Here is a 24,362-nt window from a genome sequence, read left to right on the forward strand (position 1 = left end):
GTGAACGATCTGCTTCCCGTCGTTCTCGGTGAAGTACAGAATGTCGCCCATGTTGACCTTGCCGTACGGTGAACGACGTCCCATTGCCGCCCGACCCACCATGGTCTTGTCGCCTCGGCGCATGGCCTCCAGGGCGCCTGCCGGTTTGTCAAGGTAAACAATGTGGTCCATCTAGTGAGGGAATGGCGGAGGGGAGATAAACCAATTACTCGAAAATTCTTACAACGGCCGAAGAACTGAGATGATACGTCGCCCTTCCCCTTGACCCATGAAGATCAGGTAACGCATGACATCGACCCTGGTCCCGTCCTTGCGCTGTAAAGTGGCGGGCGCAAAGATCCGCCCTCCGATGTTGAACCGGCGGTAAGGTTTTACATCCTCGGGCGAATTGACAAAAATTTCCCGAGTGTTCCTCAAAGCTCCCAACTCCTCCCATGAATATCCCATCTCAGAGCAGGCCGATTCGTTATAGAGGTACAGGTTGCCATCGATATCGTGGACCAGCACTGGACGGGGGTATTTGTTGAGCGTTGTCCCCAACGGACCTTGAGGATCTCGGACCGCCGCCTTCAACTTCGGGGCCAACTCCCAAATTCCGGTGTGGGGGAACTCGGTCACCGGATGCGGCCGGAATATGACCACGATCATTTCCACCATATCGCCCTTGAAGACCGGTACCCGGTGAACCTGAAGCCCCGTTCGTCCGTCCATTAACGTGACCGATTCCTCGGTGACCGTTGTGTATCCATATTGGAAGATCTCCTCGTATAGGTACCGGTTCTCGGCGGGAAGTCCGATGAAAAGCTCGAAGATCGTCTTCCCCTCGAACGCGGTGTCCAACCCCAGCCCTTCCAAGAACTTCACGAAGGCGCTGTTGCCCTGGGTGACCTTCAGCTCCCGGTCCACCATCAATACCATTTCCGTCATGGCGTCCAGCATGATCCTTTGATTGTTCTCCGCCTGTAAAAGGGCGAACTCCACCATCTTGCGTCGGATGTTCTCCTCGTGAAGGCGCTCGTTCGCGAGAATGAGCTGAGAACGTTCCTCCTCCACCATCATCCTCTGGACGTTCTCCGTCCGGATGGTGTTCAATTGCTGGAAGAGATCGCGGGAGATATCTGTGGACCCACTCTCTTTTGATGGACGATGAAAGTAATTCTGACAAAGCATCCCCTGCTCGATGATGATAGGGTATGAGGTCAGTGACCGCATCAACAGCTTAGGCGAGAGGGTGGTGAGGTCGTACATGCAGACCACGGCGATCTCCAGCTCTTCCCTGATCAGGTCCAGCTTTCGCCACGTTCCCTCCTCTGGTACCTGTTCAGCCAGCTCCTCGGGCACGTCCATGATCAGACGGGCCCCGGAATATCCCTGCCCCCTTGCCTGATGGACCAGAGCACGCATCTGATCGGCGATCGTTTCAAACGAATATTCTTCCATCCTCAGGATGGAGGTGGGAACGACCATTATGCCGGGGTATGAACCGATGTCAAGCCCCAATGCTTTGAACCGGTCCTTGATCTCCGACGAGGACGATCGGGACATGAAAACGCACATCTCGTGGTGCCTAACGCCCTCTTTCAACAAGGAGATCACCGTGTCAAGCATCTCGTTCGAACGATGATAGAACAGGGCGACCTTGTCCCCGGGGCAAATGGATGAAAGGGCGTAGGGCTTGGCTTCGATGAGCGCCTCCCCGGGTTCCCTTCCACCCTTGGTCATGGAAGAGGCATGCATTATCATTGATAAAACATTCACCGCCAACCGGCAAAAGATAAGTCCGCCCTCTACGATCACCCCTTCATGTGCCTGGTCCCGGACCACGAGATCGAATCGATGCTGAACGATGGCTCCCTGGTCATCACTGATTTTATTCCGGAGGGCCTCACCCCCAACGGATATGACCTGAGGGTGGCCGAAGTGCGTTTGGAAGGGGGGGAGAGCGTGACCGCCGGTACCGTTAGCATACCGCCGGGCAGGCTGTTCTTCGTATCGACCATTGAAAGGGTGGAGCTCCCGGACGACCTGGCCGCCCAATTATGGACCCGGACGTCCTGGTTGAGGAAGGGATTGCTTATGGGTCTGGGCAAGATCGACGCCGGCTTTCACGGCACGTTGACGTTCAGCGGGCTCAACGCCTCCTCCTCGCCGGTGGAACTGCCGATCGGCAGCCGCATGGTGCAGATGGTCCTTGAGCGCATGAGCTCCCCGGTGGAGCGTACCTACGCCAAGCGCAGCGGCAACTACCAGGGGCAGCAGGGTATCACATTAAAGCCAGCCGATAAGAAGTAGATCGGCGGAGAACACCGAAGCGCTGGGAGAGTAGGTCTTAAGCTCCTCGCTGCGCAGCACCTGGACCTCCACGCCCATGCCCCTGGCCTGCGTGATCAGTTCATCCAGCACCGCCGGGAACTCGTCCTTTTCGCAGATATGGTAGAAGTGCATGACCCCACCCATCTTCAAACGCGTCAGCGCGTCAGCGAAGAAATCCTTGGCCGTATGAGGAAGGTTCATTATCACCCGGTCGGCGCAGGGCAGGTCGAACACCCATTGCCGGGCGTCCCCTTCCAACGGCACCACCCGGTCCACCTTGTTCAACTGGACGTTGTCCTTCATCAGCTCCACCGCTTCGGGGTTCAGGTCGATGGCGTAGACCAATGAGGGACGGGCCGTCTTGGCGATCATGATGGCGAAGGGTCCGACACCGGAGAACATGTCCACGACCAGTTCCCCCTCCCTGACCAGGGACGCCACCCTCCGGCGCTCGGTAGCTAGCCGAGGATTGAAGTACGCTTTCCTAGGGTCGATCTTGAAGCGCAGCCCGTACTCGACGTGCACCGTCTCGCTGCGGTCCTCGCCGGAGATCACCTCCAGGTCCCGTACGCGAAGTTCACCGGCCACCCCGTGGTCCATGAACACGGAACGCAGGCGAGGGAACGCCAACATCAGAGCGTCGCCGATGGTCTTGGCATGGGGGATCAGCTCATCGGGCAGGCGTATGATGGCTATATCCCCCAAAGTATCGAACGATGTGGGGAGCAACGCCCTCAGCTCCTCTGGCACTTGGCTCAGCACCTTGTAGTCCCGCTCGTCCCTTTCCCTTTCGCGGAACTCGCGTTCCTCCACCTCCCCGACGTCTGGCCTTGCGGTCACCGGCAGGTAAAGGTGGTCCTGGTCCTTCTCCACGTATAGGGATTGGTTCAGCAGCCCGTCCTCTAAAAGCTTTTTACGGACCGACTCCCCTTCCCCCTTCCGGACCCTGACGCTAAGGGAACGCACGGTGTTGCCATGGGAGAATTGATATTTGTTGGTTTAGGGCTAGGAGGAACGGACGATCTGAGCACCAGGGCCGTGAACGCACTGAAGGGATGCGACCAGGTCTTCGGGGAGTTCTATACCTCCAAGCTCATCGACTCCACCCCGGACGAACTGGAATCATTGATCGGCAAAAAGATCGTCCGCCTGTCCCGCCGGGAGGTGGAGGAAGAGGAGATAGTGATCGAGGCCAGCAAGAAAGGGAAGGTCGCTTTCATCACCGCCGGGGACACCATGGCCGCGACGACGCATGTGGACCTGAAGATACGTGCGATGGAGGACGGGATCAAGACCACCATCATCTACGGGATATCCATCTTCACCGCCTGCTCCTCCGCCTTGGGGCTGCAGCCGTACAAGTTCGGCCGGACCGTCACCATACCCTTCCAGGAGCCGGGGTATACCCCTCTCTCCCCCTACGAGAACATATTCGACAACTGGTCTCGCGGACTGCACACCCTGGTGCTACTGGACATACGCGAGGAGGAGGAGCGCTACATGACCGCCAACCAGGCCGTGGAATGGCTGCTGGCGGCCGAAAAGGCCGTGGGCAAGGGCATGATCACCGACAAACAGATCATCTGCGCCGCCGCCCGCGTCGGCTCCCAAACCGAGAAGGTGGCGGCCAATTATCCGCAGGTCATGCTGAACGAGGACATGGGACCGCCGCTGCACGCCGTGGTGGTGCCGGGCAAACTGCATTTCGTGGAGGCTTACGCACTGGTGAAGTTCGCTGGAGCGCCGGATGAGATCGCCGAGGATCAGAACCTGTAGGACAAGAGCAATGACGCCTTGACCCTCCGACCCAATGAGGGGTCGTGATGCGTGGTGAACAGCAGACGTTTGATCGGCAGCGCGCTACAGACCTGGTTGACGCATTCCTGTAAGCTGTCGCGGTCCGTCTCCCCTTGGGTCACCAACAATAGGGCGTTCTCAGGTACGAAGTCCTTGGAAGGGAACCAGGGTGATGACAGAGCCTCTTCCACCGCCAAACGCTCCCGGTCGAAACCGAGTCCGTAGCCGATGCCCGCCCGCATCTCCTGGCGCATGAAATTTTCTTTCAATAATGGGAGCGCATTGGCGGTGAGGCTGTGGCATATCTCCTCCGGCATGGACAGCATGATCTGGTCCATGACCCCGAAGGCCTTGCTCAATGGCAGGTTGGGCGCCAATTTTATCAGCGGGTCGTTGGCGTATACCGCCACCAGGTCCGCGGAGCCCCTCAGGCGCTCCAGTCCTTCCTTGGCCATTGCCCGGCGGCCTATCCCCTCCACCGAGAACGGCAGGCAGACGCTGACGAAGGTAAGGGTACTATGATGGGCCAGTCCGGCGATCAGAGGTGAAACGAAACTGCCTGTCTCACCTCCCAATCCAGAAAAGATGAACATGATGTCAGGGCGGCCGATAGCCTCTATCAGACGCGCCTTCCATGGAAGGTCCGAAGAGTGCAATGCGGCAGGAGAACTGGTGCGGGCCACGGCCACCTCTCTGCGTCGCAGGATCACATGTCCCGGTCCCATCGCCCCGGCGTCACCTTCTTGGCACACCGCTAATTTCGTACCGGGCATCTGCGAGGCCATGTGCCTCCCGGCCCCACCGACCCCAACCACCAGTACATCTGGTCTGGGAAGAGAGGATTGATTGGGGAGCTCTACAACCTCCGGGCGCACGTTCACATTAATGTCTTTCATAGATATGGCGTTTTCACCGCCCTTGGAGAAATTACTATACCCAATGGTCACCATGGACCGGTCGTTATGAACGATATCGGCAGGGTCTTCGGCAACAGCGTGATGGAGCTGCGATTTCGCACCTCGGAGGCGGAAGACCTCCAGGTGGGCGAGATGCTGGTTGTCGAGGAGGGGGACGTCAAGTTCCTGGTGCGCACCATGGACGTGCTCTTCGGGGCCGACGCTGCCGAAGAGAGCTGGATGGAGAAGGAGGCGGGCGTGGCCCTGCGTCATTCTTCCGAGGCCTACGATTATGACGGGGTCAGGTCCAACTTGTACAAGGTGGGGGTATGCACCCCGCTGGGCTGCCTGAAGGATGGCTGCTATCGTAAAGCCAAATCGATACCGCGTCACTTCTCCCGCGTGCGCCGTGCTGACCAGGTAGACTATGATTTTCTCAAGCCCATGATGGGCGACGTGGAGGTGGGCCATCTGCGCTCGGGGGACCGGGTCATGGACTTCCGTGTAGGCATCGAGAGCCGTTCCTTCCCGCACCACGTAGGGATATTCGCCACCACTGGAATGGGAAAAAGCAACCTGATGAAGTCATTGGCCCTTTCCTGCATGGCCTCCCGACGCTGCGGCTTTCTGATATTGGACCCGCACGGCGAGTACTACGATGGAGGCGAACGGGGTAAGAAGGGGCTCTCCCACTCCAAACTGGCCGCTGAATCCTTGGACGTCTACGCCTCACGGCGTTTGGAAGGCCCGCACAGCTCCATACACGTTTCCAGCGGTGAGATCGAGATCCCAGACCTGGCGAACCTGTACGAGTTCAGCGGTCCCCAGCTGGAGTGCCTGCAGGCGGCGCAGTACCGCTACGGCGAGAGATGGCTGGAGGACCTGCGTGACCGGGACGTGAGCACCATCGTCAAGGACCTGGGCGGGAAGTTCCACGAGGGCAGCGTCAATGTCATCAAGCGGAGATTGGATTCCATATTCCAATTCGACCTGGTGACCACGGACCGCAATCTCTCGATGACCAAGGCGGTGATCTCGGCGCTGCAGTCCGGAAAGACCGTCCTGGTGGACACTTCCAACATGTTCGAGGCAGAGGAGCTGCTGGTGTCCACGGTTCTGGCCAGGGCCGTCTTCGAGCATAACAAGGCCATCTACTCCGACAAGGAGAAGTTCGAAAGATCTCCGCCGGTGCTCATCGCCCTGGAGGAGGCTCAGCGAGTCCTTTCCCAATCGAAGGGAACGGTATTCTCGCAGCTGGCTCGCGAGGGACGAAAGTTCAAGGTCGGACTATGCGCCGTATCGCAGCAGCCCAAACTGATCAACGAGGAGATCATCAGCCAGTTCAATACCTTGTTCGTTCTCGGACTTGCGGACAAACGCGACCGGGACATACTGAGGAACTCGGCCAAGCAGGACATATCCATGCTGGACAATGAGATACAGATGCTCATGCCCGGGGAAGCCTTGGTCGCCTCGCCCTTCACCCCCTTCGCCATCCCCTGCCGGGTGCACCTCTACGAAGAATACCTGGAGGAGATGAACGCCAGGGTCGGAGATATGTCCATTAAGGTAAAGAAGGATGTAGATGACCGGTTCTTCTGAGGCATATTGATGGATGCGGAGACGACCTTCCTGCTGGAGATGGCCCTGGTCCTGGTCACGGCCGGGGCCACGGCCGTACTGTTCTCTCGCCTACGACTGCCAGTGGTCATCGGATACCTGGCCGCCGGGATCATCCTGGGACCGAACCTTTTCAGTAGCTCGCTCATCTCCGACATAGGTACCATAAGCAACCTGGCGAACATAGGCATCGTGCTGCTGATGTTCACCCTGGGCCTGGAGTTCAATCTGCGCCGCCTGCGCAAGGTGGGGTTGTTCGCCGCTCTGGCAGGCAGCATTGAGATCGCCCTGATGATCGCGCTGGGTTACGGACTGGGGCAGTTCCTGGGCTGGTCTACGGTGCAGTCGGTGTTCCTGGGGGCGGTCATGAGCATCAGCTCCACCGCCGTGATCATCAAGGTGCTCTCCGACGCCTCGATGATGCGCAAGGAGTTCGCCGATGCCATCATCGGCATTCTGATCATCGAGGACATCGCCGCGGTGGTCATACTTACCCTGGCTTCGCCTCTGGCCGCCGGTGATGCTGTCACCTTCAGCAGCATATTGCTGCAAGTGTCCTTCATCGGGATATTCATGGTGATAGCTCTGGTGCTCGGTCTGGCGATAGTGCCTAGGATCATGGACCGGGTCTATCGGAACCACTCCGCGGAAACATTGTTGGTGGTATCACTGGGTCTGTGCTTCGGCATGGCCATCGTGGCTCATTTGTTCGGCCTGTCCGTGGCCATCGGTGCCTTCCTCATGGGCGTGATCGTCTCTCAATCGAAGGCGCAGGAACGCCTGGAGGAGAGGATCGCCCCCATCAAGGAGATGTTCATGGCCATTTTCTTCATATCCATCGGAATGCTCATCGACCCTTGGCTGGTGATCGACAACATCCTGATCGCCATAGTCATAGCCGTGGTCTTCATCATCGGAAAGGCCTTCAGCGTGAGCGTGGGCACGTTCCTCAGCAACAAGGACACCAGGACCTCCCTGATGACCGGGCTTGGAATGGTGGCCATGGGAGAGTTCTCCTTCGTCATTGCGAAAACGGCGTTCGACCTGGGGGCGGTGGACCAACTGTTCTACTCTTCCGTCGTCGGCGCTGCGCTCATCACCATGTTGTTCCTCCCCGCCTCTTTCCGCCGGGCGCCGAGGACCATCGATAAATTAAGCAAGTTCATCCCCGGATCGGTCAAGGAGACCTTGCGCCGGGTGGACTGCCTGCGCAGAGATATGACCGCTTGGATGAGCGTTCACCTTGACCGCCGCCGGGAGGTGCGCCGCCAGATCTTCTGGATCTTCATCGACCTGGTCATCATATTCCTGCTGCAGTTGTTCGCGGTCACCTTCTACGATATCGTAGAGATACTGGGAGCGGACCCGGCCGGCATCGAGGCCATCACCTACCTGGCATTCATCTCCGTCCTCATCGCCCTGATGCTTCCCCCGCTGCTGAACATACTCAACCGCATACGGTTCATCGGTCTGATGCTGATACGCGGGGTCATGGAGAAGGGGCATTTCGAAAAGGGAGCGGAAGGTCGCCTTTTCAAGGTCTTCGTGGACCTGATCGTGGCCGGCATCGGCGTGTTCCTTTTCTTCATGTTCATCCCCATCGCCCCCCATGTGGAGATGTTTCCCCTGCTCCCGGTGTTCGGCATCATCATCGGGTTGATCATCTCATACTTGTTGTGGGACGCCAACAAGAGCGCCTACGACCGCATGTGCCAGATCCTAACGGACGGCTTTAAGGAGGAGTGAGCATTTTCAGTGAGCCCATCAAATGTTTATTTAAGGCCTGATGGCTAATCCCCGCTGAATGAGGATAGCGCACATCGCCGACACGCACGTGGGCTTTTCTGCTTACCGGCGCTCTGACCCCGGTTCAGGGATCAACCAGCGAGAGATAGACGTCTATCAGGCCTTCGCACGCCAGATCGACTCCATCGTAAAGGTGCGTCCTGATCTTGTACTGCATGCCGGCGACCTGTTCGATTCGGTAAGGCCGTCCAACAGGGCGTTGTCCGTGGTGCTGGAGCAGTTGCTGCGATTGTCGGAGGAGAACATCCCCATCATGCTCATCGCCGGCAACCATTCCACCCCCAGGCTGAGGGAGACCGGTAGCGTGTTCCGCCTGTTCGAGCACATCGAAGGGGTGCACCCGGCGTATACACCTGGGGCTCACAAACTGGAGATGGGGGACCTGCTGGTCACCGCCTTCCCGCATCAGGACCGGGACGGGCTCATCTCCGAACTGCAGAACTGGAAGCGGGGGAAGCACCGCTTCGAGGTAGGGATGCTCCATACCGGCATACAAGGGCTTTCCCGCTACAGCATGGGCGAGGCGAACGAGCTGAACCTACCTTCATCACTGCTCAACCTGGACATGGACTACATCGCCCTTGGCCATTTCCACGAAAGGAACGAGATAACCGCCAACGCCTGTTACAGCGGTTCCTTGGAGCGCATGTCGTTCTCCGAGGCGGGGCAGGAAAAGGGATATTTCCTAGTGGACCTGGAGCGGAGGAAGAGGGAGTTCGTACCTCTGAAGACCAGACCCATGTTCTCGCTGGGACCGTTCAGCGCCAAGGGACGCAGCGCGGCGGAGCTTCAGCGTGAGCTCGTCTCGGCCCTGGAATCGGTGGATCTCAAAGGTGCCCTGGTCCGTCTGATCGTGAAGGACATCCCCCCGGCGATCAACCGGTCCCTGGACCAGAACGCCTTGCGTTCGTTGGCCGAGGACGCCGTACATTTGGAACTGAAGTTCGACATCGTGCAGGAAGGTTCCTCCGTTCAATGGCGCTCCACCTCGCTGGGAGATATGGACCGAGAGTTCGACACCTTCCTGTCCCAGTACGCGGTGGAGGGAGTGGACAAGGAGCGCCTGCGACAGAAGGGATTGGAGTACATCCATGGGGGGATGAAGGAATGAGGCTGCGCTATATGGAACTGCGAAATTACCGCAAGTTCCGCGAGGCCAAGATCGAGTTCCCTGACGGCGTGGTGGCGATCGTTGGACAGAACGGCACCGGTAAGACGACCCTGCTGGAGGCGGTCTCTTGGGCCTTGTACGGAAATGAAAGCTCCGTGGTACGGAACGGCAAGGAAGGGGTGATCACCACCGGCGCTTCACTGGGCGATACGTGCTCCGTTTCCCTGGAGTTCGAACTGGGAGGGGACGGATATCATTTGGTGCGCAGCATGCGTGGCAAAGAAATGCGGGTGGACGCCTCATTGGAGGTCAACGGGGAGCTCGTGGCCAAGGGCGACCGAGCGGTGACCGAGGCTGTGACCACCAGATTGGGCATGGACCATCGGGCCTTCTTCGTCTCCGTCTTCGCCAAGCAAAAGGACCTCAACGCCCTGGCGAACATAAAGCCAGCGGAACGTAAGAAACTGGTGCTGCGCATGTTGGGCGTGGATTTCCTCAACGACGTGGTGACCTCGGTGGACCGGGACGCGCGTTCGACGAAGAACCAGGCCGAGCAACTGCAGCTATTGCTGAAGGACCAGCAGGGCCGGGACAAGGAGAAGTTGCTCAGGGAGGACATCTCCGTCCACCAGGTCGAGCTGGAGAAGATAAAGGTCAAAGAAGTGGCGATGACCGGGGAGAGGTTGCAGGCCGCGGCGCTGGTCAGTGAGAGCCGCGCCCTCTGGGAAAATGAGGAAGGACGCTATCGTCTGGATGTGGCCTTGGAGAGGCGCCTCACCGGCCTGCGGGTCGGCCTGGGATCCCGACGGGAACATCTGGCACGGTTGCAACGGGAGATCGGTGAACTGAGGAGACTTAGCTCATCACTACCCGGATTGGAGCTGCAGGAGGAGGAATATCAAAAGGTCAGGGCGGAGACGGAGCGCATGAACCTTTTACGGGAGGACTACCTTCGAAAACAAAGATTGGAGGAGGACATCGGCAACGCCCGTAAGGCCAGGGACGACCTGGAAACGGAAAAGGAGCAGACCGCTCAAGGTCTTTCCCGACTGCCTGACGTCGAGGGGCGCCTTTCTACTGTGGAGACCTCCCTGGAAGAGACCAGAGATACCGCTACCACCATCGCCTCCCAGAAGCGCTTGGCCGAATCAGAGCGCGACCGCCTGCAGCGATCGTTGTCAGAGTCCGCGCAAAAGACCGCCGAGATAGAGGTTTTGGGTGAGGAGAGCAACTGCCCCACCTGCCTGCGCAGGATGGGGAGGCAGTACGCCGACCTGCTGCGCCGGTACGCGGAGGAGCAAGGGTCCATATCCGACAACCTGGTGGAGCTGGGACGGACCATAGAGGAACTTGAAGGGCAACGTAGAAAGAACGAACAGCGCAAGAAGGTGCTGGAAGATCGGCGCAAGGAACTCCTGGAGCAATCGAGAAATGTCGCCTCCCTGCGGGAAAGGGAGCGCAAGATACTGCAATCACTGGATATAATTGCGGAAAGGAACGATGTGCTGAAAAAGGAGCTGACCGCCATGGGCGCGGTGGAATACGATCAGACCGCCCACGATCATGCCCGACGGAAAATGATCGATCTGGAACCGGCCCACCTGGCAGTCGGCAAGGCCCAGACCAGATTGGAACGGCTCCCGCTGGCCGAGACCGAGCAAGGGGGGATGAGTTCTATCCTGACCGAGGAGGAGGGGCAACTGAGCGGCGTCTCCCAAGAAAGGAGCGATCTGAACTTCGATGCCCTTGTCCTTCAACAACGGAAGGCAAGATACGAGGAGGTCAGGGACAAGGAGGAGAAGCTGGCCCAGGAGATGGTCCGCGTCGATGGTGAGAAGCGCCGTTTGATCTCGGAGATGGAAGGGCTGAACAAAAGATCGGAGGAGCTTGATGAGATCAAGACCAGACATCGGGTCCTGATGACCGACCTGGAGATGCTGAACCGCCTTGGCCAGGTGATGAGGGACTTTAAGGAGAACGTCATCTCCCGGGTGATCCCGACCCTTTCGAACGTCTCCTCGGACCTCTTGTCGCAATTGACCGACGGCAAGTACGGCGGCATACGTTTGGACGAGGAGTACCAGATGTACCTGTATGATCAGGGGGAGGAGCACCCGCTGGAACGGTTCTCCGGAGGCGAATCTGACCTGGCCAATCTCTGCCTGAGGCTGGCGATCTCCCGCATGATCATGGAGCGTTCCGGCAGCCAGATGAACTTCATGGTGCTGGATGAGATATTCGGCTCCCAGGACCAGTCGCGCAAGCGCAACATACTGGAGACTTTGGGGCAGCTGCAGAAACAGTTCCGGCAGATACTGCTGATCACTCATATCGAAGATGTGAAGGATAATGTCAGCGCGGTGCTGAAGGTAACAGAAAAAGAGGATGGCTCCAGTGCCGTGGCACTGGAGGATTAGTTCACTTCTGGTCCACTACTTGGATGAGGTGATAGCCGAACTGGGTCTTTACCGGTCCGACGACCTCTCCCTTGGCGTGGTTGAAGGCGGCGTCCTCGAACTCCTTCACCATCATGCCTTTCTTGAACCAGCCCAGGTCCCCGCCCTTGCGTCCGGAGGGACACGTGGAATACTGCTTGGCCAGATCGGCGAAGCTGGTGCCGTTCTTGATCATCTGCAATAGCTCGGCGGCCTTGGCCTCCTTCTCGACCAGAATATGCGCTGCCCTGACTTCTTTGACCATGCCGACGCATGTTCGGAAATGATATTAACATTATTGTTCGACGATCAGCGGTATACCTCGTCCAGGTCCACGTTCTCCAGCACCGCTTTCTCCACCAGTCTGACCTTCTCCGAATCCTCCGGTTCTATCCTGGCGATGAGGTGCTCCACCATGTCAGAGGCGGCCAAGGTATCGTATCGCGTGACCAGTATGGGCACCCCCCTCTCGTAGGCTTTGGAGACCACCTGGTTGGCCGGGTAGAGCCCTCCGGTCAATATCAGGCAGGCGGTGTCCGTGGACAGCGCGGCCAACTGTATGTCCGAACGGTCACCTCCAGTGATTATCGCCTTATGCCGGTGGCGACGCATGTACTTGAGGGCCATCTCCATGGTCATGGCACCGATGAACACGTCCTCGACCACGCGGTCCAGGTTCTCCGATCCTACCACCACGTCGGCGGAGAGCGCCTCCACCACCTCCTTGACCGTGAAGTAGGTCATCTCCGGTATGTGGGGAATGCATCCGAGCACTTTGACACCTTTGCTCTCCAGGAAATTGGCCACGGAGAGGTCGTCGGTCTTGTTGAGTATTACGCCCTTCAGATTGACCTTGTAATTTTCCATCAACTTCCGCAACATGGCGATCTTGTCCAAGGCGGCCGGGTCGGGGGTGGATATCAAAACCATATCGGCGCCGATGGCCTCGGCGATGGCCAGGCCCGAGACGTCGTTGAAATAACCGGTGGTGACCTCCCGTGTCCCTTCGATTATTATCAGGTCACAGTCGCAGGAGGCCTTGTTGTAGGCTGTTAGGACCTCGTCCATGCGCACCGTACGGAAGACATCGTAGGTGAAGGGGCAAAGTATCTCCTCGGGAAGCTCCAATTTCAACACCTCTCGCATCAGGTAGGCGTCCTGGTCGATGACCCTGTCCCCCTGCCTCATCAATCTTTCCTTAAAGGGCTTGAAAAAGCCCACCTTGCCGGGATGGTTCTTGGCCAGGCCCAGCGTCACCATGGACTTGCCTGACTTCTCCACCACTGAACCTAGGTATAGAGATCTCATTGCCGCTCCCCCTTTATGGTTACCAAAGCATCCACCGCCGTCACTCCTGTTCCCTCGTCCCCAACCATTACCGGGTTCATCTCCAGCTCCTCTATGCTGGGGAACTCCATGGAGAGCTGGGACACTTTCAATATCACGTCCACCAGCGCCGGTACGTCCCCCGATATATTACCGCGGGCCCCGGTCAGCATAGGGTATGCTTTGATGGAGCGAACCATGCGTCCGACCTCATTGCGGTCCAGGGGTGCTATGCCCTGCGTAACGTCCCGCATGATCTCCACGAAGATGCCACCTAACCCAAAGGTGATGACTGGCCCGAACTGCTCATCCCTCACCATGCCTACTATGACCTCGCGTCCCTTTATCATCTTCTGAACGGAGACGCCGGTCACCCTGGCTCGGGGCATCTTCTCTCGGACCTTGCTGAGCATGATCTCGTATGAACGGGTCATCTCCTCGGGCGAATCGATGTTCAGCACCACCCCGCCCACATCGGTCTTGTGCGCGATGTCCGGCGATTCCACCTTCATGACCACTGGATAGCCGATGCTATTGGCCAATTCGATCGCCGACGGAAGGTCGTGGGCGATACCTTCCTTGGGAGTGGCGATACCATACGCACGCAGTATGCGCTTCCCCTCGGCCTCGCTCAATTGGAGGCGCCCCTCCGACCTCACCGAGAATATCACATCCTCCACCGCCTCTCTGTCCGCATCCAAGCGCTTGATGGGCAGGGGCTCGGACCTCTCCATGCTCCGTCCATGCTCCATCATGGCGCTGAGCGCCCGTATGCCCCGGTCAGGCGAAGGATAGTTGGGTATTCCGGCAGCCTTCAGCATATCGATGGATGTCATCATTCCCTTGCCGCCAACGAAGGATGTGACTATCGGTTTCGGGGAGGAACCGGCAAAAGCGGTGAGCGTTCTGGCCACGGATGTTATGTCCACCAGGTCCGTCGGGGCCAGCAGTGCCAGGACACAGGCTACGTTGGGGTCGTCCATGACCGTGCGCACCGCGTGATCGTATCTTTCGGCGTCGGCGTCCCCCACCACATCGATGGGGTTGTACAGGCTGGCCGCGGGAGGAAGCTTGAGCTTCAGTTTTTCGACCGTGGACGCCTCGAACGTGGCCATTGTTAGACCGAAATCGGAACAGGCATCTGCGGCCATCACCCCCAGGCCACCCGCGTTGGTCACTATGGCCACGCCTTCGCCCTGCGGCAATGGCATGGTGGAGAAGGCTTGCAGAAGATCGAACAGCTCCTCGATGTCCTTGACCCGTACGACCCCGGCCTGTCTCATGGCCGCATCGTACACCTTGTCGCTGCCTGACATTGCGCCGGTATGCGAAGATGCGGCCTTCGCCCCGCTGCTGGTGCGTCCCGCCTTCAACGCGATGACCGGTTTCACCCTGGTGGTCAGTTCGGCCTGTCTAAGGAACTCCCGACCGCGATCAGCCCCTTCGATATACATTCCGATGACCTTGGTCTCAGGGTCGTCGCGAAGATACTCAAGCAGGTGCCCCTCGTCCACGTCCAACTTGTTTCCGACGCTGACGAACTTCGAGAACCCTATATTGATATTGGCCGCCCAGTCCAATACGACCACGCATATGGCACCGGATTGGGAAGAGATGGCGATGTTCCCCTGCCTCGGCGTCTCGTTGGCGAAGGTGGCGTTCATGTGGTGATGGGTGTTCACCAATCCCAGGCAGTTAGGGCCCAGTACCCGCATGCCATACTTCTTGGAGATCTCGCCCAGGCGCTTCTCCAGCTGAGCCCCCTCCAACCCCACTTCCTTGAAGCCGGCACTGATGACGATGACGGCCTTGACCCCTTTCTCACCGCACTCCTCCATGACCTGCAGGACGAACTTGGCCGGGACGACTATCACTGCCATCTCGATGTTTACAGGAACCTCCTTGACGGAAGGATAGCACCTCAGCCCGAGAACCTTCTGATAGCGGGGGTTGACCGGATGCAGTTCCCCTTTGAAACCAGACTCGATGATGTTGCGCAGGATGATATGGCCCACCTTATTGTCATCCTGGGAAGCACCGATCACCGCCACGCTCGTCGGTTCGAAGAGTTCGCGCATCTGGAATCATAATGGCTGGGCGGCGGTCATATCCTTTACGGTCGGCGCAAGATTAATAAGGTGGAGCGACCTGAAGCGTCACGCCATCAGTAAAAATGAGGGTGACCGGTGATCCCTACAATAGTCTGGTGGTGCACAGTGCGCCGATAGGTCCCTGCAGGAACTACGATGTGACATCGCGTCATGACTGGAGGACAACCCCGGGGCACGACAACGAACCACCCGCCCGGGTCAGTGTGGGGAGCGCGGTCCGCCGCGGCCATGAACCAATCTGTTAGGGCGGGGGGCACACCACCTGAACATTTTTTTATCGATCCTCACCATTTCATGTGAAGGTCATGCTGTCCATCAAGACCTTGAACATCCAGACCCCATAAATGGATACGGCGAAAAAGCAGACCGTGTACAGGATCATCCGGGTCAGCGAAACATTTTCCGTTTCATTGTAAACCCTGGTGAGCGCCAGGATCATTGTCCATAATATGAGCAGAAAAAGGACGAACGGGATCATCATGAACATTATGAGTGTGTCCGCGCCATTGGTTAGATAGGACCCCCCGATGCCGAAGAATTGAAAGGCGCAGATTCGAAAGATGAAAAGTCCCATGTAGATCAACAGTAAGATAAGGAACACCTTGAAAACGGAACGGTGATCGGTCCCGAATTTCACTTCGCCCATGGTCATCAATTATTTTTTAGAGGATATAAGGGAATGCCAGCCCCTTCATTCATTTCAGATAGACACTCCCCAAGTTCCTGTCCTGTACCCAATCGTCCTCGGTGTTGGCCGTCTTCTTGACCGTGATCATCTCCTCTATCCGGCTGTCGGTCAGGTCGGCCAGGGCCAGCGCCTGCGCCTCTGGGAACTGCGGCGTTTTCGGCGACCCATAATCGGTAGTACCGTGACTGGACAGCACCAGGTGCTGCACTTTCAAGGCCAGTTCCGGCGGGAAGCCCTCTATCATCCGGCAGGCGTCCCCTACCATTCCCGAACCTACTACAAGGTGACCGATCAACCGTCCCTCGTCCGTAGCCCCGATGATGCTGGTCACCACGTACTCGCGCATCTTTCCCAGGTCATGCAATATCGCCCCGGTAACCAGCAGGTCCCGGTCCAGGTCCGGGTGCTGACCTGCATAGAACTCGCAGAGGTTCGCCACCCTGAGAGTATGTTCCAACAGCCCCCCTATCCAATTGGCATGATGGGTGATGGCTGCGGGGCAGGAGCAGAACCGTCTGACAAAATCCTCGTCGGTGAAGAAATTGGCCAGCAGCTCCTTGAGCCAGGGGTTCTCCACTTTTCGTATCAGCGAGAAAAGCTGGGAACGCATGACCTCCACGTCTTGGGTGGTCACGGCCACGAAATCCGAGAGTTCGTACTCCCCTTCCTTGAGCGCGTTCACTGTATCGCCGGAGGAGGGGTTCACATGGATCTCCAGCGAGTCCTTGAACTCACTGACCCTCCCCTTGACGTGGATGACCGATCCCTTGGAAATGGTCTCCCAGACCCCCTTGACCTTCTGCTCGTCCTTATCCCCCCAATACTTCAAAGCCAGGTCTCCACCGGAATCGGAGACCCACATCTGGAATGTAAAACCGTTCTTGTATGCCGCCACCGGTTTCTTGAATCGGACCGCAAAAAGATCGTCCACGGTCCCTCCGGCCTTCAGCTCACTAATGGTAATTGTCTTGCGCATCTCTTTCCCCTCCCTGCTTAGCGTTGCGTCCATAAAAAGAATTGGCCTTGGATCATCGAAACTGGGGATCGGCCACGATCTTCCTGAGCCATCTCTCCGCCTCCTGATGATATGGATGGACCCTCTCCCTCTCCCGAAACTCCCGATCGTGATAGGAACCGAAACGCAGACCATCCTCCAGATGTAGCAGTTCGTGGTAGAGCACGTAGCTGGGAACATAGGAGGGGGTTTCCTGACGGTCAAGAACGCGACTTACCGCCACCACCCGCATGATAACGCTGCAGTAGCCCACCCTTTGACGGTTATCACCCTTGGTCCAGGTAAGATAGGCTTCAGGTACCTTCGATATCAGGCCCATGTCCAGAAGGTCGTTCTGCAGCGCCTGCAGGTCGTGCACATGTCCCTGATGTTGGTAAGACAGGTTCCTACTCCTTTTCAGATAGAGGGGTTGATTTCTCTGTATGAACTCCGGGCTCAGGAAATGCCGCCTCAGCCGTTCGGAATAGATGTCCTTGGCTCCGCCACGGCCCATTCGACCGAAAATACCCTTGGCCAGATCGTTAATGAGCTCCGGTCCCGAATCCATCATGTAATCGGTGATGTGCAGTTCAGCGCTACCGGAGCACCGTTTCCAGGTAGCCTTGAACTCCTTGAATCGTTCCCAATTGGCCATGACCCGGGAGAAGCCGTGCTCCGCTCCAACGTCTGAGAAGCATTGCTGCAGCTGGCGGTCCTGATCATTCATGCCGGTGGCACCCCAGTAGGATATGTCCGTCACCTTCTTCACCTACCATCTGAGTCGTTCGGCCGCCATTTAACCAGTGGGAATAGACGCAGGCTACGCAGGCGCGGTCGTCCGTCGTCTCGTTCATCATATCCGTGATGCTATGGCGAATTGTAACGGTGGTCACCACACCTTCGTAACGCACGTTCCGGCATCGCTCCTTGAAAATATGTATTGTGCCTTCGATCCATTCTCAAATTTAGATAATTATCAATAGATTTATTTAGGCTAGAACCCAATTAATGCCACCGAATGGAATCACATTCCTTCTCACGTGACCACCGGGACAAGCATATAATCACCAGAGGCAACGTCGATGGCATCGTTTCCACGGCCATCTTTCTCAATGTTCATCCGGACGCGAAGGTCACCTTCGTCACATCCCCCTCTGCTGGTGCCAGAGCATTATCCTTGGACGGCAGGTCGGAGGATATCTATCTCGTAGACCTGGCTCCGGTCCCGGACCTGGTGGAGGCCGCTCGTTCCATTCGCTCGGACCAGACCTTGACCATGGTGGACCATCATCCATCCTCGCTGTCGATAGAATGCCGCACTCTGGTGAAGGAGGGGGTCAGTGCGGCCAACGTCCTGTTCCATCACCTGCATCCTGACGAGCGCCTGCGGAAGTTGGTGGCGGTGGCCGACCTGGTGGAGTATATGTCCACACCGCTGCTGGACAGACAGATGCACCGATACGGAAGGGATCGAGTGACCCATGAGTCCATGGTCCTGGACTTCTCCTGGCGACTGGTCATCGATGACGATCGTTTCCGTTACTATGCGGCCAAGCGTCTCTCGCGGGGCCTGTGGCCATCCCAGGTCGATAGTGTCAAACGTCGCTACATCCAGGTGGTCAACGAAAAACGCTGGCCTCGGGCGTTGGCCAAGGTGGACCGCGCTCTCAAACTTCGGGGGCCGTTGGGCATCATGGACGAGATGAACCGCAACCGCACCTTGTACGGCTTCGGAACCAGAGCATTGGTCGAAGTGGCTCAGCGTCGCGGTTGTGAATATGCGGTCATGATCAATCCCCGGGGCATTTATTCTTCAGTGTCGGTTCGGGGGATAGGGTCGAGCAGCATCGACCTGGGACGGTTCGTCGAGCAGTTCACCATCGAGAACGGCGTGGATGGCGGTGGACATCCCAAGAGCGCCGGCGCGCGCATTCCCACCCTTAGCAACCCGCTTTTCCTGGACCATCTGCTGGAAAGGGTGATGTGAACGGTTCATCTGCTTGACCCTGTTCGAACGCATGTCGTTGATCGGAGCCATCGAGTTCGTCAGAGGCTCATCTTGGTCCTGAAATGATAAAGCAGCATGACCACGCATATCTGTATGGCGATGACCGATAGGACCATAGCTAGGATGGGCAGCATTATTTCATTGCTCTCCTTGGCCGGGACCGTGGCAATTATGGAGTTGCCCGGGCCGCTCTCTCCGTCCTCGTTAACAGCGGTCACGTAATAGATCCGAGTGGTCCCGTCCTCTAGGTTCCCGTCGTGATAGGCGGTTATGGGCGCGGTGACGTTGGCGATGGGGGTCATGTCGTTCACACCCGTTCCTTGGTAAACGATGTAGTTGGTAGCGTTACCAGAAGGCTGCCACCACAGGTCCACGTAATCCCTTCCTATCTCGACCTGCAGGTCTCCGGGAGAGGTAGGCGTCGCCGATAGATAGGGAGCGGCCAGTGAAAGGGCCAGGATCATTACCAAACTGAACGAGAACATGGATCGTATGGACATACGGAAGTCACCGCTCGAAAATACTGCCTTGACGATATAAAATATTGGCCTCAGACGAGCTTCTTACGCATGACCATGTTATTGCCATTGGGGTACATCAGATCGTATCCGTGATAGAAATAGAACTCCTTGGCCTTCTCGTTGGTGGCCTGGACGCAAAGTTCCACCCCGACCTTGCCCCCTTCCTTCCCAGCGGCCTCGATCAGTCCAAGCATGTGCCGTCCGACCCCTTGACGCTGCCGATCTTTGCCCACTTGAAAGGAGGATATGAAGAGGTACTCGTCCATCTCCTCAACGCAGTAGTAGCCAACGATCTCCCCTTCATCCTCCAGGACCATGGTGGTCACCTGCTGATCCAGAAGAAGTTCCAGAAGCTTCTCGTCCTTCCATTCCTCTCCCCAGGAGGCCAATATGATGGCGGCCATGTTCTCTCGGCTCATGGAGACGAGAACGGGTAGGTCGGACCTTTGGAGTTGGCGGCAGCGCATCGGAGGAGGAAAGCCTCACGCCTAGAAAAATGTAGGCCGAGACATGATGGTCCCCCTTGGTCTTTGAGAAACCTCATCAAGTGGGAACGTGGAAGCGGATGATCTCTTCATCTGGACGCTCCAAGCGATCTTTCTTTAATTTGTCCGTGTTCGCGACTTCGATACAATTGTTTAAATATCTGCTGTTATTTTGAAACCCCTAGGAGTCAGGTATAGATGGTCACTGTAACCGATGAAGCTAGCAAGTACATCGTGGATCTGATCGCCAAGAACGATAAGCCAGGATATGGCATAAGGATATATCTGGCTGGAATGGGTTGCTCCGGCGCTCAGTTCGGCATGTCCTTTCAGAAGGATGCAAAGGAAGGCGATATAATAGAGAAGCTGGACGGTTTCTCCGTATTCTACGACGATGAGACCAAGGAAGCTCTGGACGCCTGCACCGTTGATTTCGTTGAGACCCCCTACGGCTCGGGCCTGGTGGTCAATAACCCCAACGCTAGCGGAAGCTGCGGGTCCTGCGGTGGCGGTTGCCACTAAGACCCTTCCCCAATCCCTTTTCTTTTATTATCGCTAAACCATTCACCCATCGTGTATTTTGAGCACCCCCTGATCAAGAAGCAGAGCGTGCAGCTCCGGGAATACCAGGAGGAGCTGGCTAGCCGCGCTTCGGGATCGTCAACTTTATTGGTCCTGCCCACCGGCCTGGGCAAGACCGTTGTGGCCGCCATGGTCATCGCCGAGGTGCTTCACAGGAAAGGAGGAAAGGTGCTCTTCCTGGCCCCGACCCGCCCATTGGTGGAACAGCACCGGCGGACGCTGGAGGCTATGATCGAGGGGAAGCGCATCGGGATGATGACCGGTGAGGTGGACCCGATGGAACGGGAGCTCATCTTCCTGGAGAACGACATCATAGCCTCCACCCCCCAGGTGGTGGCCAACGATCTCAAGCATGGTCGTATGGACCTCAAGGACGTCCGGTTGATAATCTTTGACGAGGCGCATCGGGCCGTGGGCAACTATGCCTATGTGGCAGTGGCCAAGGAGTACATGGAGCACGACGGGCTGGTGCTGGGCATGACCGCCTCCCCTGGCAGCGACAAGGAGAAGATCAAGGAGGTCTGCCAGAACCTGAACATAAAGGAGATAGAGGTCCGTACGGAAAGGGACAAGGACGTGGCCAAGTACGTGCAGTCCATACGCATGGATTGGGTGGAGGTGGAGCTGCCCCCGGAGATGCGCAGGATCGCCGCCATCATCCAATCGTTGTATGAGGCCTACCTCAAGGAGCTGGTGGCCTTGAACGTCGTCGATAAGGACCGGGTGCTCAACAAGCGTTACCTTCTGGAGATGGCCTCATTATGGCAGGCGCGGCTGCGCGGCGGGGAAAAGACCCGCTCCTTGTACAAGGCCATCAGCGTACAGGCCAAGGCCGTGAAGGTGGAGCACGCCATGGACCTGGTGGAGACGCAGGGCATGTCATCTTTGAGAGCGTACCTGAAAAGAATACAGGACGAGGCGTCCTCGGAAGTAGGGTCCAAGGCCTCACGGGAGATCGTGGCCTCGGCACAGTTCCAGGACATCATCGAGATGACAGAGGCGGTGAGGGCGGAGCACCCCAAGCTCTCCAGGGTCATGGGGGTCATCGCCAGGCAGTTGTCCGATAGCCCCTCCTCCAAGATATTGGTGTTCACCCATTACCGTGACACCTGCGAACTGATGACCAATAAACTGTCCCGGGTGGAGGGGGCCAAGGTGGCAAAGCTGGTCGGGCAGTCCGATCGGAAGGGAGAGAAGGGACAGCGCCAGAAGGAACAGGTAGGCGTGCTGGAGCGTTTCCGGCAGGGGGAGTTCAATGTGCTGGTGGCCACCTCCGTTGGGGAGGAAGGGCTGGACATCGCCAGTACCGATCTGGTGGTCTTCTACGAGCCGGTCCCCTCGGAGATACGCAGCATCCAAAGACGGGGGCGCACCGGTCGTTCCCGGGCGGGAAAGGTGATCATCTTCATCACCAAGGGCACCAGGGACGAGGCGTACTATTATTCAAGCATGAACAAGGAGAAGGCCATGCGCCGTCGGCTGGAGACCATGAAATCCGAGCTGTCCCAGGAGCGGCCCAAAGAGGAGAGGCAGCGTACCTTGGGAGACTTCTGAACGGTCAGAATTTAATAATCGCGAGTCGTTGGGATTCCTATGCTCTTCCGGGAACTGGCCGACACCTACGAAAGATTGGAGGCCACCTCGTCCAGATTGGAGATGACCGATATCCTGGCCGAATCGTTCCGCCACTTCGATCCGGCGGAGATCGGGATGGCCACCTACCTCACGCAGGGTCAGCTCTACCCAGACTTCCACCCTTTGAAGCTAGGCATGGCGGACAAGATGCTGCTGAAGGCCATAACTTTCGCCACGGGGGCCAGGGAATCAGAGGTACAGGACCTGATGTTACGGGAGGGCGACCCTGGCCTGGTGGCCCAGGAGATCATCACCAGGAAGAGGCAGACCACCCTCTTCTCCGAACCATTGACCTTGCGTAGGACCTATGAGACGCTGGAGTCCATAGCCAAAGCGGAGGGAGGCGGTTCCCAGGACCTCAAGATCAAGCTCATGTCCAAGCTGCTGAGCGATGCCTCTCCCTCCGAGGCCAAGTTCCTTTCGCGGGTCATCACCGGCCGCATGCGCCTGGGCGTTTCCTCCATGACCGTCCTGGACGCACTGGCCGTCGCTTTCGCCACCAAGGAGGACCGGGATGCGGTGGAACGTGCTTTCAACGTCTCATCCGACCTGGGGCTGGTGGCGGAGGAGATGGCCTTACACGGCCTGGAAGGGATCACACGGATCAAAGTGGAGGTGAATCGGCCGTTGAGGGCCATGCTTGCCGAGCGCATGTCCTCGCCCGAGGACATCCTGGAGAAGCTGGGCGGTACCTGCGCCTTTGAGTACAAGTACGACGGGGTCCGGGTCCAAGCGCACATCTCCAAAGGAGACGTGCGGCTGTATTCCCGTAAGCTGGACGATCTGACATCGCAGTTCCCGGACGTGGTGGCCGGGCTGAAACGGGCCTTCGCCGCCGAGAGCGCCATCGTGGAGGGGGAATGCGTCCCCGTGGACGTGAACACCGGAGAGTTCCTGCCCTTCCAGGAGGTGTCCCATCGCCGTGGCCGGAAGTACGGAGTGGAGGAGGCGGTCGAGGACTACCCGGTGAGGTTGTGCCTGTTCGATTGCATCCTGAAGGATGGCGAGGACCTGTTATCGAGGCCCTTCCCGGAGAGGCGTAAGGTCCTGGAATCGTGCGTTACCGAGGACGACTCCGTGGTCCTGTCGGAAATGCGGGTGCTCTCCTCGGCCGAGGAGGCACAGAAGTTCTTCCTGGAAGCCATCAAGGACGGGTGCGAAGGATTGATGGCCAAATCGGTGGCCGATAATTCAGTGTACCGCGCTGGGAACCGCGGTTTCCTGTGGATCAAGTACAAGAAGGAGTACCGTTCCGAGATGAACGACACGGCGGACCTCGCCGTGGTCGGTGCTTTCGCCGGCAGGGGAAAACGCAAGGGCGTCTACGGCGCCTTGCTGATGGCCACGTACGACGTTCAGGCCGATCGCTTTCAGACGGTTTGCAAGCTCGGCAGTGGTTTCGACGATGCCAACCTTGCCTCCTTGCTTGAGATGCTGGCCGAGGACCGGATGGCCGAGAGGCATCATCTGGTCGATTCGAAGATGACCGCCGATTTCTGGTTCCAGCCCCGGCTGGTCCTGGAGGTCAGGGGGGCGGAGATCACCCTGTCGCCGATACACACCTGCGCCTTCGGGGCGATACGCAAGGACGCGGGGCTGGCCATCCGGTTCCCCCGTTTCACGGGGCGCTTCCGTGATGACAAGGAAGGCCGGGAGGCCACCACCAGCCAGGAGATGTTGGTCATGTACCAGGCGCAGCTCAAGCAAGTGGAGTGATGTCAAAAGGTTTATAGCCCCATCCCATATTGGTGAATTCTATGGAGATCGAGCTCGCAGAGAAGGAAAAGGACTCCATCAAGGTCCGCCTCATCGGTGCGGACATGACCTTGATCACCCCTCTGGTACAGGAATTGTTGGAGGACAAGGATGTCGCCGAGGTGAAGTACACCATCGGCCACAGCACGTTGGAGGAACCCACCCTGTTCATAAGGGTAAAGACCGGTAAGCCCCAATCCGCGCTTAAGAAATCAGCGAAGGCCCTGTCCAACGAGTTCAAGGAAGCCCGGGAAGCGCTGCAAAAGGAATTGAAGTAAT

Annotated in this window: 22 protein-coding genes; 11 read left to right on the plus strand and 11 right to left on the minus strand. The window is 57.8% G+C overall.

The features are described 5' to 3' along the window. Positions 1–219: 219 nt before the first annotated feature. Positions 220–1,722 carry an MEDS domain-containing protein gene (locus VMW85_05165; GenBank protein ID HUT27417.1) on the minus strand — a complete coding sequence of 501 codons (1,503 nt, stop codon included), beginning with the start codon at positions 1,720–1,722 and terminating at the stop codon, positions 220–222. 81 nt (positions 1,723–1,803) lie between these two features. On the opposite strand from VMW85_05165, the gene dcd reads away from it, so the two are divergent. Beyond that, positions 1,804–2,292: a dCTP deaminase gene (dcd, locus tag VMW85_05170; GenBank protein HUT27418.1), complete on the plus strand. Its 489-nt coding sequence runs from the start codon at positions 1,804–1,806 to the stop codon at positions 2,290–2,292. Here the strand turns inward: dcd and VMW85_05175 are convergent. Next, entirely contained in the window at positions 2,269–3,279 is a 1,011-nt protein-coding gene (locus VMW85_05175) for a class I SAM-dependent methyltransferase family protein (GenBank protein ID HUT27419.1), read from the minus strand. The genes dcd and VMW85_05175 overlap by 24 nt on opposite strands. 9 nt (positions 3,280–3,288) lie before the next feature. Between VMW85_05175 and dph5 the strand changes: the two genes are divergently transcribed. Continuing rightward, entirely contained in the window at positions 3,289–4,089 is an 801-nt protein-coding gene (gene dph5, locus VMW85_05180) for a diphthine synthase (GenBank protein HUT27420.1), read from the plus strand. On the opposite strand, the gene VMW85_05185 is transcribed toward dph5, so the two are convergent. Further along, positions 4,077–5,006 (minus strand): hypothetical protein, encoded by a 930-nt coding sequence (locus VMW85_05185; GenBank protein HUT27421.1) that lies wholly within the window; start codon positions 5,004–5,006, stop codon positions 4,077–4,079. The genes dph5 and VMW85_05185 overlap by 13 nt on opposite strands. A 66-nt stretch (positions 5,007–5,072) precedes the next feature. Between VMW85_05185 and VMW85_05190 the strand changes: the two genes are divergently transcribed. From VMW85_05190 to VMW85_05205, 4 genes are read left to right on the plus strand one after another with little or no spacing between them, the layout of a single operon-like run. Then, entirely contained in the window at positions 5,073–6,608 is a 1,536-nt protein-coding gene (locus VMW85_05190; protein HUT27422.1) for an ATP-binding protein, read from the plus strand. Between the two features lie 9 nt (positions 6,609–6,617). Then, complete coding sequence (locus VMW85_05195) at positions 6,618–8,372, plus strand: cation:proton antiporter (protein HUT27423.1); 1,755 nt, start codon at positions 6,618–6,620, stop codon at positions 8,370–8,372. A gap of 58 nt (positions 8,373–8,430) precedes the next feature. Further along, the gene (locus VMW85_05200) at positions 8,431–9,543 is read left to right on the plus strand and encodes an exonuclease SbcCD subunit D (GenBank protein HUT27424.1); all 1,113 of its coding nucleotides are present in this window, start codon (positions 8,431–8,433) and stop codon (positions 9,541–9,543) included. Continuing rightward, complete coding sequence (locus tag VMW85_05205) at positions 9,540–11,960, plus strand: SMC family ATPase (GenBank protein ID HUT27425.1); 2,421 nt, start codon at positions 9,540–9,542, stop codon at positions 11,958–11,960. Before VMW85_05200 ends, VMW85_05205 begins: the two co-directional genes overlap by 4 nt. Before the next feature lies 1 nt (position 11,961). Here the strand turns inward: VMW85_05205 and VMW85_05210 are convergent, their stop codons facing one another. From VMW85_05210 to VMW85_05235, 6 genes are all read right to left on the minus strand, one after another. Then, complete coding sequence (locus VMW85_05210; GenBank protein HUT27426.1) at positions 11,962–12,243, minus strand: peptidylprolyl isomerase; 282 nt, start codon at positions 12,241–12,243, stop codon at positions 11,962–11,964. 44 nt (positions 12,244–12,287) lie between these two features. Next, positions 12,288–13,286 carry a DRTGG domain-containing protein gene (locus tag VMW85_05215; GenBank protein ID HUT27427.1) on the minus strand — a complete coding sequence of 333 codons (999 nt, stop codon included), beginning with the start codon at positions 13,284–13,286 and terminating at the stop codon, positions 12,288–12,290. Next, positions 13,283–15,382 carry an acetate--CoA ligase gene (locus VMW85_05220; GenBank protein HUT27428.1) on the minus strand — a complete coding sequence of 700 codons (2,100 nt, stop codon included), beginning with the start codon at positions 15,380–15,382 and terminating at the stop codon, positions 13,283–13,285. Before VMW85_05220 ends, VMW85_05215 begins: the two co-directional genes overlap by 4 nt. Positions 15,383–15,707: 325 nt before the next feature. After that, entirely contained in the window at positions 15,708–16,061 is a 354-nt protein-coding gene (locus VMW85_05225; protein ID HUT27429.1) for a hypothetical protein, read from the minus strand. Between the two features lie 49 nt (positions 16,062–16,110). Continuing rightward, positions 16,111–17,079 (minus strand): HD domain-containing protein, encoded by a 969-nt coding sequence (locus VMW85_05230; protein HUT27430.1) that lies wholly within the window; start codon positions 17,077–17,079, stop codon positions 16,111–16,113. A gap of 52 nt (positions 17,080–17,131) precedes the next feature. Continuing rightward, positions 17,132–17,866, minus strand: a complete 735-nt coding sequence (locus VMW85_05235; GenBank protein HUT27431.1) for a hypothetical protein — start codon at positions 17,864–17,866, stop codon at positions 17,132–17,134. 249 nt (positions 17,867–18,115) lie between these two features. On the opposite strand from VMW85_05235, the gene VMW85_05240 reads away from it, so the two are divergent. Beyond that, on the plus strand, positions 18,116–19,084 hold the full coding sequence (locus tag VMW85_05240; protein HUT27432.1) for a DHH family phosphoesterase: 969 nt from the start codon (positions 18,116–18,118) through the stop codon (positions 19,082–19,084). A 59-nt stretch (positions 19,085–19,143) separates the two neighbouring features. Here the strand turns inward: VMW85_05240 and VMW85_05245 are convergent, their stop codons facing one another. Continuing rightward, positions 19,144–19,605, minus strand: a complete 462-nt coding sequence (locus tag VMW85_05245; GenBank protein ID HUT27433.1) for a fibronectin type III domain-containing protein — start codon at positions 19,603–19,605, stop codon at positions 19,144–19,146. A 50-nt stretch (positions 19,606–19,655) separates the two neighbouring features. Next, positions 19,656–20,093 carry a GNAT family N-acetyltransferase gene (locus VMW85_05250; protein HUT27434.1) on the minus strand — a complete coding sequence of 146 codons (438 nt, stop codon included), beginning with the start codon at positions 20,091–20,093 and terminating at the stop codon, positions 19,656–19,658. A gap of 216 nt (positions 20,094–20,309) precedes the next feature. Here VMW85_05250 and VMW85_05255 point away from each other — a divergent pair, with 216 nt between their 5' ends. The 4 genes from VMW85_05255 to VMW85_05270 are packed head-to-tail and all read left to right on the plus strand — an operon-like array spanning position 20,310 to position 24,361. After that, on the plus strand, positions 20,310–20,633 hold the full coding sequence (locus VMW85_05255) for an iron-sulfur cluster assembly accessory protein (GenBank protein ID HUT27435.1): 324 nt from the start codon (positions 20,310–20,312) through the stop codon (positions 20,631–20,633). A gap of 51 nt (positions 20,634–20,684) precedes the next feature. After that, on the plus strand, positions 20,685–22,247 hold the full coding sequence (locus VMW85_05260; GenBank protein HUT27436.1) for a helicase-related protein: 1,563 nt from the start codon (positions 20,685–20,687) through the stop codon (positions 22,245–22,247). Positions 22,248–22,286: 39 nt separating this feature from the next. Continuing rightward, entirely contained in the window at positions 22,287–24,044 is a 1,758-nt protein-coding gene (locus tag VMW85_05265) for an ATP-dependent DNA ligase (protein HUT27437.1), read from the plus strand. Between the two features lie 41 nt (positions 24,045–24,085). Then, positions 24,086–24,361, plus strand: coding sequence for a DNA-directed RNA polymerase subunit L (locus VMW85_05270; GenBank protein HUT27438.1), 276 nt, complete (start codon positions 24,086–24,088; stop codon positions 24,359–24,361). Position 24,362 lies beyond the last annotated feature (1 nt).

The sequence above is a fragment of the Methanomassiliicoccales archaeon genome (assembly GCA_035527755.1).
In the GTDB taxonomy this organism is placed as follows: domain Archaea; phylum Thermoplasmatota; class Thermoplasmata; order Methanomassiliicoccales; family UBA472; genus UBA472.